Annotated in this window: 17 protein-coding genes; all 17 read left to right on the top strand. The window is 52.1% G+C overall.

Annotated elements, in window-relative coordinates; translation table 11 throughout:
* Positions 1 to 93: 93 nt before the first annotated feature.
* The 17 genes from ACJJI4_RS11145 to bcp all read left to right on the top strand — a co-directional run bounded on the left by ACJJI4_RS11145 (position 94) and on the right by bcp (position 13,505).
* A complete protein-coding gene (locus tag ACJJI4_RS11145) occupies positions 94 to 636 on the top strand; it encodes a YceD family protein (RefSeq protein ID WP_444896972.1) in 543 nt (180 codons plus the stop codon).
* Positions 637 to 709: 73 nt separating this feature from the next.
* Complete coding sequence (gene rpmF / locus ACJJI4_RS11140) at positions 710 to 904, top strand: 50S ribosomal protein L32 (protein WP_108733564.1); 195 nt, start codon at positions 710 to 712, stop codon at positions 902 to 904.
* Between the two features lie 3 nt (positions 905 to 907).
* A complete protein-coding gene (gene plsX / locus ACJJI4_RS11135) occupies positions 908 to 1,966 on the top strand; it encodes a phosphate acyltransferase PlsX (protein WP_282932473.1) in 1,059 nt (352 codons plus the stop codon).
* A 51-nt stretch (positions 1,967 to 2,017) separates the two neighbouring features.
* Entirely contained in the window at positions 2,018 to 2,962 is a 945-nt protein-coding gene (fabD, locus tag ACJJI4_RS11130) for an ACP S-malonyltransferase (protein ID WP_444928107.1), read from the top strand.
* A gap of 56 nt (positions 2,963 to 3,018) precedes the next feature.
* On the top strand, positions 3,019 to 3,762 hold the full coding sequence (fabG, locus tag ACJJI4_RS11125) for a 3-oxoacyl-ACP reductase FabG (protein WP_282934677.1): 744 nt from the start codon (positions 3,019 to 3,021) through the stop codon (positions 3,760 to 3,762).
* A gap of 225 nt (positions 3,763 to 3,987) precedes the next feature.
* Positions 3,988 to 4,224 (top strand): acyl carrier protein, encoded by a 237-nt coding sequence (gene acpP / locus ACJJI4_RS11120; RefSeq protein ID WP_020415205.1) that lies wholly within the window; start codon positions 3,988 to 3,990, stop codon positions 4,222 to 4,224.
* A 191-nt stretch (positions 4,225 to 4,415) separates the two neighbouring features.
* Positions 4,416 to 5,657, top strand: a complete 1,242-nt coding sequence (gene fabF / locus ACJJI4_RS11115) for a beta-ketoacyl-ACP synthase II (RefSeq protein WP_413662282.1) — start codon at positions 4,416 to 4,418, stop codon at positions 5,655 to 5,657.
* Positions 5,658 to 5,702: 45 nt separating this feature from the next.
* Positions 5,703 to 6,473: an aminotransferase class IV gene (locus ACJJI4_RS11110; RefSeq protein WP_444896975.1), complete on the top strand. Its 771-nt coding sequence runs from the start codon at positions 5,703 to 5,705 to the stop codon at positions 6,471 to 6,473.
* Between the two features lie 29 nt (positions 6,474 to 6,502).
* The gene (mltG, locus tag ACJJI4_RS11105; protein WP_444928226.1) at positions 6,503 to 7,534 is read left to right on the top strand and encodes an endolytic transglycosylase MltG; all 1,032 of its coding nucleotides are present in this window, start codon (positions 6,503 to 6,505) and stop codon (positions 7,532 to 7,534) included.
* Positions 7,534 to 8,154, top strand: coding sequence for a dTMP kinase (gene tmk, locus ACJJI4_RS11100; RefSeq protein WP_282932477.1), 621 nt, complete (start codon positions 7,534 to 7,536; stop codon positions 8,152 to 8,154). Before mltG ends, tmk begins: the two co-directional genes overlap by 1 nt.
* A 47-nt stretch (positions 8,155 to 8,201) precedes the next feature.
* The gene (locus tag ACJJI4_RS11095) at positions 8,202 to 9,227 is read left to right on the top strand and encodes a DNA polymerase III subunit delta' (RefSeq protein ID WP_413662280.1); all 1,026 of its coding nucleotides are present in this window, start codon (positions 8,202 to 8,204) and stop codon (positions 9,225 to 9,227) included.
* A gap of 104 nt (positions 9,228 to 9,331) precedes the next feature.
* Positions 9,332 to 9,685 (top strand): PilZ domain-containing protein, encoded by a 354-nt coding sequence (locus tag ACJJI4_RS11090; RefSeq protein WP_413662279.1) that lies wholly within the window; start codon positions 9,332 to 9,334, stop codon positions 9,683 to 9,685.
* Positions 9,686 to 9,692: 7 nt separating this feature from the next.
* Entirely contained in the window at positions 9,693 to 10,469 is a 777-nt protein-coding gene (locus ACJJI4_RS11085) for a TatD family hydrolase (RefSeq protein ID WP_444914004.1), read from the top strand.
* A gap of 27 nt (positions 10,470 to 10,496) precedes the next feature.
* On the top strand, positions 10,497 to 11,120 hold the full coding sequence (locus ACJJI4_RS11080) for a dUTP diphosphatase (protein ID WP_444928225.1): 624 nt from the start codon (positions 10,497 to 10,499) through the stop codon (positions 11,118 to 11,120).
* Between the two features lie 133 nt (positions 11,121 to 11,253).
* Positions 11,254 to 12,234, top strand: a complete 981-nt coding sequence (locus ACJJI4_RS11075) for a malate dehydrogenase (RefSeq protein WP_282932481.1) — start codon at positions 11,254 to 11,256, stop codon at positions 12,232 to 12,234.
* A gap of 72 nt (positions 12,235 to 12,306) precedes the next feature.
* Positions 12,307 to 12,945, top strand: coding sequence for a DUF2244 domain-containing protein (locus ACJJI4_RS11070; protein WP_413662277.1), 639 nt, complete (start codon positions 12,307 to 12,309; stop codon positions 12,943 to 12,945).
* 83 nt (positions 12,946 to 13,028) lie between these two features.
* A complete protein-coding gene (gene bcp, locus ACJJI4_RS11065; RefSeq protein WP_282932483.1) occupies positions 13,029 to 13,505 on the top strand; it encodes a thioredoxin-dependent thiol peroxidase in 477 nt (158 codons plus the stop codon).
* Positions 13,506 to 13,607: the final 102 nt, after the last annotated feature.

The raw sequence follows: 13,607 nt of genomic DNA, 5'->3' as shown, positions 1-13,607 counted from the left end.
CCGCTGGGTCGAATAGTGGTTTGTGACCGGGCGATACTGCAATGCCTGATTTGTTTTGACAAGGCTAAGGTGAGTCCATAGAATTGCGCGCTTATGTCGATAGCCCCCTCTAAATCAGTATTGCCAAAGAGCATTGATGCTCGGAAATTGGTACAGCGAGAGCAGTTGCTCGATGGTGTTTTGCCGTTGGAGTCCCTGCCTCGGGTTGGTAGCGCAGTTGAGTCTGTCCACGGAGAGATTTCTGCTGAATTGCAGTTTGAGCGAGACTTGCAAGGTCACCAAACGGTGAGCGGCAAGGTTCAACTTGCAGTTGACCTCTTGTGTCAGCGCTGTTTGTCACCGGTCCATGAGCAGATCGAGGCACAGTTTAGCTGGGGTATCGTATGGACTGAGGAGCAGGGTAAGGCCCTGCCCAAAGATCTGGACCCGGTGATCCAGGACGGCGATGAGCTGGACTTGCACCAGATCCTTGAAGATGAAATTTTGCTCAATTTGCCAATGGTGGCTTATCACCAGGAAGAATGTGTCTCCAAGGAGAGCTTTCATTTTGGTGATGAGGTTGCCGAGGCGGATGAGCAACAGGCAAACCCCTTTAAAGTGCTGGAGCAGTTGAAGGGTTCGTCGGGTAAATCCTAGGTTTCCCGATGAGTTTGGGCTCGCCGGTAGGCGCCCCGGTTCCAGCGAAATTTGTTTATTTTAGGAGCTAGCAATGGCTGTTCAACAAAACAAGAAGACTCGTTCCCGTCGCGGTATGCGCCGTTCCCACGATGCGCTGGGCGCAGGTGCTACCCTTTCCGTCGATCCGACTACCGGTGAAAAGCACCGTCGTCACCACGTGACCAAAGACGGTTTCTACCGTGGTCGCAAAGTGATCGAAGTTAGCGGCGGCTCTGAAGAAGAGTAAGCTTTGTCCAGCCAATTGCGATTGGCCGTGGATGCAATGGGCGGGGACTTAGGTCCCCGCTCTGTCGTTCCGGCATGTATTAGATTTCTTCAAAACTTCCCTGAAGCGCAGCTAAAGCTATTTGGTCCGCGCGCAGAGCTTCAAGCTCTGGTTCATCAAGAGCTGCAGCGCCATCGCCGCCGCGTTACCCGCCGTCTCGAAATTATCCATTGCGAGCAAGTCATCACTCAAGAGTGCAATCCGTTGCAGGCTGTTCGCCATAAGCGCGATTCAACCATGGCGATGGCCTTGAAGAGTGTTGCATCGGGAGATGTGCAAGCTGCAGTTACCTCCGGCAATACCGGCGCCTTGTTGGCGTTGAGTCGCAGTATTCTCGGTAATATCCAAGGTGTTAGGAAGCCGGCGCTCGGTAAGTCTGTACCTTCGGGTATGGGTTCCTGCTATCTTTTGGACCTTGGTGCCAATGTGGATTGCAGTGCTGAGGATTTGCTTCAGTTCGCCCGTATGGGGATTGAGGCTCAGCGGATTCATACTGCCCGAAAGAGTGTGAAGGATATAAAGGTGGCACTGCTCAATATTGGGGCGGAAGCACATAAGGGTAGCGCCGAAATACGCCGTGCAGCGGAGCTGCTCGATGCGGACCCCGGGGTCAATTATGTAGGCTTTGTTGAGGGGCATGATATTTTTACCGGCTCGGTAGATGTGGTTGTTTGCGACGGCCTGATGGGTAATGTCGCGATGAAATCTGCCGAGGGTGTGATTCGACTAATGGGTCAAAAAGCGTTCACAATCGAGAAAAGAGGGTGTTTCAAGCGTTTTTTTGGCCAATTGGCCATAAAGCTGTTGCGAAAATGGCGTACACAGGTGGAACCTGCTCGCTATAATGGCGCCAGCTTTGTAGGGGTAAAGGGCAACGTGATCAAGAGTCACGGCGGTGCCAGCAGCGAAGCTTTTTATCGGGCGATGGTTACGGCGAAGGAGTGTGCCGATGCTGACCTGGCAGCCAGGGTCGATGCCGCTATGGCACAATCCGGCGAAAGACGCTCCATGGATGAAGGGTAAAAAGCAGTTTTCCCTTACTGAAATCAGCCACATTTAGGTTAAGGATATCTTATGACCAATGCCGCACTCGCATTTGTCTTTCCGGGGCAGGGTTCCCAGAAAATAGGTATGCTCTCTGAGATTGCCCAAGAGGCGCCTGAAATTCAGGCCACTTTTGCCGAAGCATCCAATGTGCTCGGCTATGACCTCTGGGACCTGTGCCAGAATGGCGAGCAGGAAGCCATTAATCTCACCCAGCGTACCCAGCCTCTCTTACTGACTTCCAGTGTTGCCCTTTATCGCATGTGGCGCTCTCGCGGCGGTGCCCAGCCTGCATTTATGGCCGGTCACAGTTTGGGCGAGTGGTCAGCACTGGTGTGCTCTGGCGTTCTGGCATTTAAAGATGCGGTTCATTTAGTTCGCGAGCGCGGCCGCTTGATGCAAGAGGCGGTTCCCGTAGGGGAGGGCGCTATGGCTGCGATCATCGGTCTTGATGATGCAGCTGTTGAAGAAGCTTGTGCTGCTTCTGCTGAGAGTGAAATAGTTGCTGCGGTGAATTACAACTCTCCCGGCCAGATTGTTATTGCGGGAAGTAGCGCGGCGGTGCAGCGCGCCATCGAAGCCTGTAAAGCTGCCGGTGCAAAGAAGGCTATGTCTCTTCCGGTCAGTGCCCCATTCCACACTGAGCTGATGCGTCCTGCGGCGGAAAAGCTGACCCCTCAAATAGAGGCGACAGAATTTAACGCGCCAGAAATACCCATCGTGCACAATGTCCACGCTGAGCTTGAAGCGGATCCGGAAAAAATTAAGACCCTGATGATCGAGCAGGTTTATCGCCCGGTTCGCTGGACTGCCTGCGCACAAAAAATTATTGGCTCCGGAGTGGAGCAAATGGTTGAGTGTGGTCCGGGTAAGGTTTTATCTGGCCTGATCAAACGTGTCGACCGAAGTGTTTCCTGTCACGCAATCGATAGCCCCAGTAACTTTAATGAAGCTCTGCGAGCTACAGCGGTATAAATCGCTCAAAAAGTAGTCCAGTAGTCGAATAAGGATAAGTGAGAATGACCTTACAGATGTCCCTTGAGGGTAAAGTTGCCTTAGTGACAGGTGCAAGTCGCGGTATTGGTGCGGCAATTGCAGATATGCTCGGTGGAATGGGTGCCACAGTTATTGGTACTGCCACCAGCGAATCCGGTGCTGAAAAAATAAGCGCCCGCTTCGCAGAAGCCGGTATCGCAGGTGCTGGTAAAGTTCTGGATGTGGGCAATGCGGAAAGTATTTCCGAGCTTCATGCAGCGATAAAAAATGAGTTTGGTGCTCCTGCGATATTGGTTAATAATGCTGGCATCACCAAGGACAACTTGTTGATGCGCATGAAGGATGACGAGTGGGATTCAGTCGTCAATACGAATTTGACCGCGGTCTATCGCATGAGTAAGGCTTGCCTGCGCGATATGACCAAGGCGCGATGGGGGCGGATTATTAATATCAGCTCCGTCGTAGGTAGTATGGGTAATGCCGGTCAGAGCAATTATGCGGCGACCAAAGCTGGTGTGGGAGGATTTGCCCGCTCCCTGGCTTCAGAGGTGGGCTCCCGAGGAATCACGGTTAATACCGTAGCCCCCGGCTTTATTGATACTGATATGACAAAAGTCTTGCCTGAAGCGCAACGCGAGTTGCTTCTGGGTAAGATTCCTCTCGCGAGGCTCGGGAAGCCGGAAGAAATTGCTTCGGTGGTTTCCTTCCTGGCGAGTGATGCGGGAGGCTATGTCACCGGCGAGACAATTCATGTCAATGGCGGTATGTACATGGCGTAGTTTGTGTTTCAAAATGTCTCTTTAACTTATTGATTTTAGAGATATTTATGTTTTTGCTGATGGTGTTGAGGGGCCGCACATTACATCCCGAAAAACTTGGGGTACAATGGCCTCTGAATTATCCAAAAGCTGTGTGAGCCGGTCGTTATCACCAACAACATTGGATACGGTGAAAAACAATAGCGACTAAAACAGATTTTTACCCACTAGGAGTTAAATTGAATCATGAGCAGCATTGAAGAGCGCGTTAAAAAGATCGTTGCTGAACAACTGGGCGTTAAGGAAGAAGACGTTAAGCCTGAAGCCTCTTTTGTTGAAGATCTGGGCGCTGACTCACTCGACACAGTTGAGCTGGTTATGGCTTTGGAAGAGGAATTCGAAACTGAAATTCCCGATGAAGAAGCTGAAAAAATCACTACTGTTCAGCTGGCAATGGATTACATCAAGGATAACCTTGGTTAATTCCTGCTGGGTAGTTTAGGCACGGGCAGCTCAATATGCTGTACCTAGCCGAGCGATTCTGAAAGCCGTTCTATGTTTCATAGCGCGGCTTTCTTGTTATTGGTACTACGGAATTGTGACTGTTGGCCGGATGTTGTTCTTTTAACTACATTGGTGAAGGACGGTAGCAGAAAATTTCAGGGGGGAGCGCAGTGTCGCAAAGAAGAGTTGTTGTAACCGGAATGGGAGTCGTTAGCCCGTTAGGTAACACCCTAGAGGATACTTGGTCTGGGGTACTACAGGGAGCTAATGGTGCTGCTCCGATTGAGACATTTGATGTCTCGGCTTTTTCAACCCGCTTCGCCGCTACTGTAAAGGATTTTGATCCCACGCCATACATGCCCGCAAAAGAAGCGCGCAAGATGGATACTTTCTTGCAGTACGGACTGGTTGCCGGTATTCAGGCTATGCAAGATAGCGGCCTGGAGGTAACCGAAGAGCTGGGTCCGCGCGTGGGTACCTGTATTGGCTCTGGTATGGGCGGTATCCTGGCTATCGAAGATAATTCATTGCTGATTGCCGAAAAAGGCCCTCGCCGTGTATCACCTTTCTTTGTACCTGGCGCCATCATTAATATGGTTGCGGGTAACCTCTCGATTAAATATGGCCTCAAAGGCCCCAATCTGGCAGTGACAACAGCCTGTACCACAGGAACCCATGCGATTGGTCTCGGAGTGCGTGCGATTCAGCACGGTGATGCCGATGTGATGGTATGTGGTGGTGCAGAAATGGTTACCACCCCGGTAGGGCTCGGCGGTTTCTGTGCGGCAAGGGCGCTGTCCACCCGCAATGATGATCCGCAATCAGCAAGCCGCCCCTGGGATAAAGACCGTGATGGTTTTGTACTGGGCGAAGGGTCTGCGGTACTCGTTTTGGAAGAGTACGAAAATGCAATCGCTCGCGGAGCCAAGATTTATGCAGAAGTAGCCGGCTTTGGTATGAGTGGTGATGCCCACCACATGACCTCTCCTCCGGAAGATGGCGCTGGCGCTGCTCTCTCAATGGAAAATGCCTTGAGAGATTCCGGTATGAGCCCAAGTGATATCCAGTATATCAATGCTCATGGTACTTCTACTCTGCTGGGAGACACAGCTGAGATCCTGGCGGTTAAAAAAGTATTCGCGGGGGTGACGGACTCCCTCGCTGTGAGTTCTACCAAGTCGATGACCGGTCACCTGCTGGGGGCTGCCGGTGCTATTGAAGCCGTTTTCTCGGTATTGTCATTGCGCGACCAGGTTGCGCCCCCCACTATCAATCTCTTCTCCCCGGATGAGGCCTGTGCCGGTATTAACCTGGTGCCCCAAGAGGCCCAGCCGATGGCAATCAATGCAGTCCTATCCAATTCCTTTGGTTTCGGTGGCACCAATGGGTCACTGATATTCAAGCGAGTCTGATTCCCGTGCCCACCGCGAGGTGGGCGCACCTGCCTTGGGAGCTCCATGTACCAGTTACCTCAAATGTACTTTCGGGGGCTGGCCGTTGATCAGTTGCCAGATGATGCTGATTACTCGGGTGGAATCCTCGAAACAATGCGCTGTCACAACAAAGGTCTACCGCTTTGGTCTTTCCACCGCGCTCGCCTGGAGCGTTCGGGAGTGTTGGATGAGGCCTGTCTGGGAGAAATTGAGCAGTCGACGTTAAAATTGACAGCCGGCTGTCGCTGGCCTGAGGCGATTGCGCGCCTGCGTGTTGGCAGTGTGCGCGGGCAGCAATGTTGGGATTTGGTGCTGCGGCCGCTGATTGAAACTGCTGAGGGGCAGGTGGGCACTAGCCTTTTTCCTTGTTCGACGAGCTTGCCGATCGGTAGTAATTCGAACCAGGGCTGCAAAACTTTACTCCGTAACCGATATAATGCGGCAAAAGCAGAGCTGCCGGTGGGTCAATTTCTCGATGGATTGATGCTGGATTCGGCGGGAAGGGTCATCGAAACCCTGCGCTGTAATATCCTGGCCCGATTTGGTGGGAAGTGGATGACTCCATCCCTGCACCGGTGTGGTGTTCATGGTGTGATGCGGCAGTGGCTCTCGAGCCATATCCACTGGCAAGAGGAAGACATGGAGCTTTCCGAGCTCTGTGAGGCCGATGAGCTGGCTCTCTGTAACAGTGTTCGAGGTGTATTACCGGTAGTAGAGGTAATCGGTTACAAAAATTGGCCTGTGGGTGTCGAGACCCGCAAGCTACAGAAGCTGATATTGGATAAATTGTGGTGAAGAAAAAGCAAGCGAGTTTCGCTTGGAGAGTGTTGAAGCTGTTATTTGGCGGGCTGGTATTAGCCTGCTTGGTAGCAGTTGCCTCTCTATACGTGGCAAAGGAAGCCTTGGAATCCCCCCTGCCGATTGCACAAGATGGGCTTACGCTTCAGGTGGAAAAGGGCGGAAGTTTGTCCCGGACGCTGCGAAGCCTGCAGGGCGAAGGGGTAATCCAGTGGCCGCAAATACTTCTCGCCTATGCCTATTGGGAGGGCACAACAGAAATCCATTCCGGCGAGTATTTAGTTCCCTTTGGCAGTAACGCGCGGGACTTGATTGCGCGCCTGAATCGCGGTGAAGTTACCCGCTATCGCATTACGCTATTAGAGGGCTGGACCTTTCGCCAGGCCCTGCGACAAATCCGCTCCGGTGAAAGAATCGTTCAGTCCGAAGAGGGGAGCAATGTCAGTGCCGCTGCCCGGGCCCTGGGTCTAAAGGAAGATGAGGTTGAGGGTTGGATTTTCCCGGATACTTACGTCTACCGGTCCGGTACCACAGATATTGAACTGCTGCGTCAGGCCTATGATCGGATGCAAAAGGTACTGGATGAGGAGTGGCAATCAAAAGGGGATGATCTGCCCTACAAGTCGCCCTATGAAGCCTTAATCATGGCTTCGATTATCGAGAAAGAGACAGGGCAGCCATCTGAGCGCAGTGAAATAGCCGGTGTTTTTGTACGCCGGCTCAATAAAGGTATGCGCTTGCAGACCGACCCCACCGTAATTTATGGCTTGGGTGAGGACTTTGACGGAAATCTGACCCGTACACACCTGCGCCAGGCAACACCTTATAATACTTATGTTATCAATGGCCTTCCCCCTACGCCGATTGCCCTACCTGGCCGAGCGGCAATTCGGGCCGCTTTAAATCCAAAGCCCGGCAAGAGCTTGTATTTTGTTGGCAAAGGGGATGGATCTCATCATTTCTCAGCGACTCTGACAGAGCACAACCGTGCGGTGCGGGAGTATCAGCTGAAAAGGCGCGCGGATTACCGCTCGAGTCCGGCAAAAGGAAAGAATTAGTGTCGCACGGCAAGTTCATCACCCTCGAGGGTGTAGAGGGGGTGGGGAAATCTACCAATTTACTCTTCATCACCGAGTGGCTCAAAAAGCACAATATTAACTTTATCCAAACCCGGGAGCCGGGAGGCACCCCATTGGCAGAACAGCTGCGCGAGCTGTTATTGGCCAAACGGGATGAATCCGTTGATCCCACGGCGGAATTATTGATGGTGTTTGCCGCCCGCGCGCAACATCTGTCTCAGGTTATACTGCCCGCCTTAAAACGTGGGGATTGGGTGATCTGTGATCGCTTCACCGATGCTACCTATGCCTACCAAGGCGGTGGTCGCAGACTGGATCGACAGTTGATCGAGCAGTTGGAGCAGACAGTTCAAGGGGATTTGCGTCCAGATAAAGTGCTTTTATTGGATCTCGACCCAGAAGTGGGGCTACAGCGAGCTGCACGCACTGGGGAAGCGGATCGGTTTGAGAGTGAGCACCTGGAGTTCTTCCAGCGGGTGCGTGCGGCTTATCGCGATCGAGCTGAAGCTGCGCCTGCCCGTTACGCGGTTGTGGATGCCGGCCAATCTCTGGAACAGGTGCAGATGGATCTAGCCAAGCAATTGGAGCTGTTGCTTTAAGCTATCTTGCCCCAGAATCTATTTTTAAATGATAAGAATTGTGGCTGATGTCTGTGCCTGAAACTTTTGAGTATAAATCGATACCGGTACCTCTTCCCTGGCACTCCGAGCAATGGCAGCGGTTGGGGTTGCAGTTGCAGGCGGGTCGCTGCCCGCACGCTTTGCTGTTGACTGGCCCGGAGGGGTTGGGAAAGCGACAATTCGCAGCTGCTTTTACCGCGTTGGCCCTATGTGAACAGCCGAGGGCAGGTCAGGCCTGTGGGGAGTGTAAGGATTGTCGGTTGTGGATGGCTGGCTCGCATCCTGATTTCCTACAAGTTGAACCCGAAAAGCCCGGTGGCCCACTGAAAGTGGAACAGATCCGTCAGCTGGGCAACTTTGTTTCCCGCACCAGTGGGCGGGGCGGGGCGCGTCTGGTTTGTTTGTCGCCGGCGGAGGCGATGAATGTCAACGCAGCCAATGCCCTGTTGAAAAACCTGGAAGAGCCGGCACCCTCCGTTATCTTTGTGTTGATCACCGATGCCCCCACAGGCCTTTTGCCAACCATTCGAAGTCGCTGTCAATCTATAGCTTTTCCGCCCCCAACTGGAGAGGTGGCGCTACAGTGGCTATACAGCAATGGGCTGGAAGAGCCGCTGGCACAGCGTGTCTTAACTCTGGCAGGCGGGGCACCATTATTGGCGGCGGAGCTGGCCGAGCCCAAGTCGAGAGAAGTACGCGAGCAGTTTTTTAAAGATTTGGTTGCTGTAGCTCAGGGTACGGCAAGTTCAGTCTCTACAGCGGGCCGTTGGGAAACACCGGCCGAGGGTGTTGAATTGGTTCAACTACTGCTTTTCTGGCAGCACTGGTTAACCCAGATGGTGCAGATTCGCAGTTGTGATCTTAGTGGAGATGCCCAGCTAATGGTTCTTTTGCAGAGGTTGCCGGGGTCGAGTGAGCAAAGCTTGCAGCCAGTATTTGCGTTCTACGATCATTTGCTTCAGGCGCGGAAAGGGTTACTGGGCACAGCTAACCCCAATCGTCGTTTGCTGCTGGAAGAATTATTTATTCGTTGGGCGAAGCTTTTTGCTTAGGCGTCTTGCACAAGTCGGGTAGGGTAATTGACGTTGCCTGGACACAGGCAGCGGGCTTAGATAAGTTAGCGCATCATTTAGAAATATAAACATTGAGGTTGTCCATGAAAGCCATGGGAGGCGGTGCCCGCAACGGCATCCTGTCACTGAAAATCCAGGATAAATCTGTGCTCTATGCGGCCTATATGCCCTTCGTAAAGAATGGTGGCTTATTTATCAGTACGGATAAATCGTACAACCTTGGCGATGAGGTTTTTCTGCTTCTGAGCTTAATGGATGAGCCGGAAAAGATTCCGGTTGCCGGTAAAGTGATCTGGATTACGCCCAATGGTGCTCAAGGCAACCGCACTCCCGGAATCGGAGTTCAATTTGGCGATAAGGACAATATCGCGCAAAACAAGATTGAAACCCACTTGGCGGGAACCTTAGAATCCAGCCGCCCAACCCATACGTTGTAACTCTCTAATGCTTGTTGATTCTCACTGTCACCTGGACAGACTTAAGCTCGATAAATTTGATGGCGATCTGGATGCTGTATTGGACCTGGCCCGCAGTCGCGGTGTTGGCAAGTTCCTCTGTGTCGGTATCAGTTTGGAAAACGCCGATGCGGTTGTTGAAATCGCATCCCGCTACGAGGACGTAGTCTGTTCCGTTGGTGTGCACCCGCTGGATGTCGACTCCGGCATGGCGGATGTTGAGCGACTGGTAGAAATGGCTAACCAGCCCAATGTTGTTGCATTGGGGGAGACAGGCCTGGATTACTACTACAGCACTGACACCCAGGAAATCCAGCAGCAGAGCTTTATTGCACACCTGAAAGCGGCGGGGCAGGCAGAGCTTCCGGTTATTGTGCATACGAGAGATGCGCGGGAAGATACTATCGCTCTCATTAAAGAGCACGGTAATACCAATACCGCAGGTGTTCTGCACTGTTTTACCGAGAGCTGGGATATGGCCAAGGCTGCCCTGGATCTCAATTATTATATTTCTTTGTCCGGCATCGTGACCTTTAAAAATGCCGAGGAGCTGCGGGATGTCGCCCGCAGGCTGCCTTTGGATCGGTTGCTCGTTGAGACTGACTCCCCTTATTTGGCTCCAGTGCCCTATCGGGGTAAGCCCAATATTCCGGCCTATGTGCGTGAAGTGGCAGAATTTATCGCTGATTTACGCGGTATTCCCTACGAAGAGCTGGCCGAAATCACCTCAGAAAACTTTTTCAGATTATTCCCCCGGGCAGTTTGATCCGGGTCTATTGGATGTTCCCCTATGATGAAGCAGCAGTTGCAAGTCATGCTGACTCTGCAAGACCAGATTAATACAGTAGTAAATGAAAACTGGCGTGAGCAAAACTTTGCCTGGTACCGCGCTATTTGGGTAGAAAGTGCAGAGTTGTTAGACCATTACGGTTGGAAGTGGTGGAAGAAGCAGCTTCCAGAAATGGATCAGGTGAAGCTTGAATTGGTGGATATCTGGCATTTCGGTTTGAGCCTTGAGTTGCAAAAAGGCTCTCCGCAGGAAGTGGCTGGGATCATGCTGAAGGAGTTTGCCGGTTCCGAGCGTACGGCGGGTGATTTCCGTGAAAACCTCGAGTCTTTCACCTTGAACACCCTGGCCACCAAACAGTTTGATGTTGCTGGCTTTGCTCAACTATTGGCCGATGCAGAAATGTCTTTTGCTGAGTTGTACCAGCGATATGTTGGTAAAAATGTACTCAACCGATTCCGCCAGGATAACGGTTACAAAGATGGCAGCTATGTAAAAAACTGGGCGGGCCGTGAAGACAATGAACATCTAGCGGAAATTGCCGGACTTTTGGACCCATCTGCTGCTGATTACAGTGACCAGGTTTACAAGGCACTGCAGACGCGTTACCGGGAATTGGCGCTGACATAATCACTCGCAAAGAGTGTCCAATACAGTCTGAGAGGTTTTGTCATACAAATTGAGCCGCTATTTCGCTTGTGTAAGATGAAATTTACTCGCGAGGCCCTATAATGCGGCCGCTTACAAACGAGGGAGAACTATCGTGAAAGCACCTGTACGTGTTGCTGTTACCGGCGCTGCCGGTCAGATTAGCTATTCGTTGCTGTTCCGCATCGCCTCTGGCGAAATGCTGGGCAAAGATCAGCCGGTTATTCTGCAATTGCTGGAAATCACTCCGGCATTGGAAGCGCTGAAAGGCGTTGCTATGGAGCTTGAAGACTGCGCTTTCCCGCTGCTCGCGGGTATCGTTCAGTCCGATGATGCTACTGTTGCGTTCAAAGATGCAGATTACGCTTTGCTGGTAGGCGCGCGTCCCCGTGGACCGGGTATGGAGCGTAAGGACCTGCTGGAAGCTAACGCTGCTATCTTCTCTGCACAGGGTAAAGCCCTGAACGACGTTGCTTCTCGTAACGTAAAAGTACTGGTTGTTGGCAACCCGGCTAACACCAATGCCCTGATCGCTCAGCGCAATGCTCCAGACCTGGACCCGCGTAACTTCACCGCGATGACCCGTCTGGATCACAACCGCGCTCTGTCTCAGCTGGCAAACAAAACTGATTCCAGCGTTAACGACATCACCCATATGACCATTTGGGGCAACCACTCTTCCACCCAGTACCCAGACCTGCACCAAGTGAAGGTTTCCGGTGCTGCAGCCATGGATAAAGTGGAGCAGGAATGGTACGAAAACGACTTCATCCCGACTGTTCAACAGCGCGGTGCAGCTATCATCAAGGCGCGCGGTGCTTCCTCTGCGGCTTCCGCTGCCAACGCTGCCATCGACCATATGCGCGATTGGGCTCTGGGCACCGCTGAAGGTGACTGGACCAGCATGGCTGTATTCAGCGATGGTTCTTACGGTATTCAGGAAGGCCTGATTTACTCTTTCCCTTGCACTTGCAAAGACGGCGACTGGGAAATTGTTCAAGGCGTTGACATCAACGACTTCTCCCGCGAGAAAATGTCTGCTACCGAGCAGGAGCTGGCGGAAGAGCGTGATGCAGTAGCACACCTGCTGCCGTAATAGGGAGTGACAGGTCCCAGGCCTTGGCCGCAGACCTCTCCCAAAAACCCACACTGAGGTGTGGGTTTTTTTATGCCTGAATTTTGTAAACCCCGGCCCGGACCAGGAAACTTTCCCGGTCAGTATCTTCGTGTGAGCTGCCGCCATCGGCACTACACTGATTTTATATATCTGCCGGATGTCCCTGCTATGGTCACTGAAGTTGGCCGCAACACCGCCCGTTGCGCCTGTATCCTGCTGCAGCCTAACCAGTCCCTGTCCCTCTCCGGCAATCTGTGGGTGTTTTTCTCCCTGGTTGGGGTATCCCTTGGAATCAGCCTCGCTTTTGCGATGGCGGGAGCCTGGATGATTCTTCCCTTTGCCGGGCTTGAAATGATCCTGCTGGGCATCCTGTTTACCTACGTGTACCTCGAAGGGACCCGCAGAGAAGTAATACGCATCAATGAGGAGTTGGTAATTCTGGATTGCTGTAAGGGGTTCAGGCAGCAAACGGTGTATCACCGGGAGTTCGCCCGCGATAAGTTGGCAGTACTCGTAAGGATGGGGAGCAGTGCTACCGAAATGGCTTCGGTAAACTTTAGTGGTCCTGAGGGGTGCCTTGAAGTCGGGGAGTTCCTCACCGAAGCTGAAAAGGCGGAGCTGGTGCAGAAGTTAGGTCGTTTTGGCATTTGTGCCAGGAAAGAGAAAGAGTTTCGTCTGCAGCAGTTCTGATTTCTCTATAGAACTGGCGTCTCGTTTGTTTCTTTTCGCTATAATCCCCGCTTTACTCTTAACTGTTCCATAGGGGATATCAGATGGCTTTTCCGAAGATCGGTAATTTGGCTCCGGCTTTTACGCTGACCAACCAAAGTGGCGAGAAAGTGTCACTTAAGGATTTTCGTGACAAAAGTAATGTCGTCCTCTACTTTTACCCGAAAGCACTTACCCCCGGTTGTACCACTCAGGCATGTGGGATTCGCGATAGTGCGGCTGAATTTAAAAAAGCCAATACTGTTGTGTTGGGGGTGAGCCCGGATCCAGAAGCAAAGTTGCAGCGCTTTATCGACAAGCACGAACTGAATTTTGATTTGCTATCTGATGAAGAACACAAGATTGCTGATAAATATGGCTGCTGGGGCTTGAAGAAATTTATGGGCAAGGAGTACATGGGGCTTCTGCGAACAACTTTTATTATTGATAAGAGTGGGCGCCTTCGCCATATTATCGACAAAGTTAAAACCAAGACCCATGACACTGATGTTTTGAATTGGATTGGCGAGAACCTGGATTAATTGCCAGACTCTGAGGGGCGGGGCTGGACTGGTGCTTGGTCTGCTGTAGCCCCTACCTTTCGGACTCAAAGGCGACACGTGGGTACCGAAAGTAAGTATTTT

The sequence above is a fragment of the Microbulbifer maximicatervae (SeqCode) genome (assembly GCF_052467305.1).
Note: the sequence above shows the minus strand (reverse complement) of the source record. Positions and strands in the feature narration are given on the sequence as shown.

Coding starts and splice junctions, on each gene's coding strand:
- ACJJI4_RS11095 (WP_413662280.1), top strand. CDS start 8,202: ATGTCTGTGCCTGAAACTTTTGAGTATAAATCGATACCGGTACCTCTT.
- ACJJI4_RS11090 (WP_413662279.1), top strand. CDS start 9,332: ATGAAAGCCATGGGAGGCGGTGCCCGCAACGGCATCCTGTCACTGAAA.
- ACJJI4_RS11080 (WP_444928225.1), top strand. CDS start 10,497: ATGAAGCAGCAGTTGCAAGTCATGCTGACTCTGCAAGACCAGATTAAT.
- rpmF (WP_108733564.1), top strand. CDS start 710: ATGGCTGTTCAACAAAACAAGAAGACTCGTTCCCGTCGCGGTATGCGC.
- ACJJI4_RS11145 (WP_444896972.1), top strand. CDS start 94: ATGTCGATAGCCCCCTCTAAATCAGTATTGCCAAAGAGCATTGATGCT.
- fabD (WP_444928107.1), top strand. CDS start 2,018: ATGACCAATGCCGCACTCGCATTTGTCTTTCCGGGGCAGGGTTCCCAG.
- acpP (WP_020415205.1), top strand. CDS start 3,988: ATGAGCAGCATTGAAGAGCGCGTTAAAAAGATCGTTGCTGAACAACTG.
- ACJJI4_RS11085 (WP_444914004.1), top strand. CDS start 9,693: ATGCTTGTTGATTCTCACTGTCACCTGGACAGACTTAAGCTCGATAAA.
- ACJJI4_RS11070 (WP_413662277.1), top strand. CDS start 12,307: ATGCCTGAATTTTGTAAACCCCGGCCCGGACCAGGAAACTTTCCCGGT.
- ACJJI4_RS11110 (WP_444896975.1), top strand. CDS start 5,703: ATGTACCAGTTACCTCAAATGTACTTTCGGGGGCTGGCCGTTGATCAG.
- fabG (WP_282934677.1), top strand. CDS start 3,019: ATGTCCCTTGAGGGTAAAGTTGCCTTAGTGACAGGTGCAAGTCGCGGT.
- bcp (WP_282932483.1), top strand. CDS start 13,029: ATGGCTTTTCCGAAGATCGGTAATTTGGCTCCGGCTTTTACGCTGACC.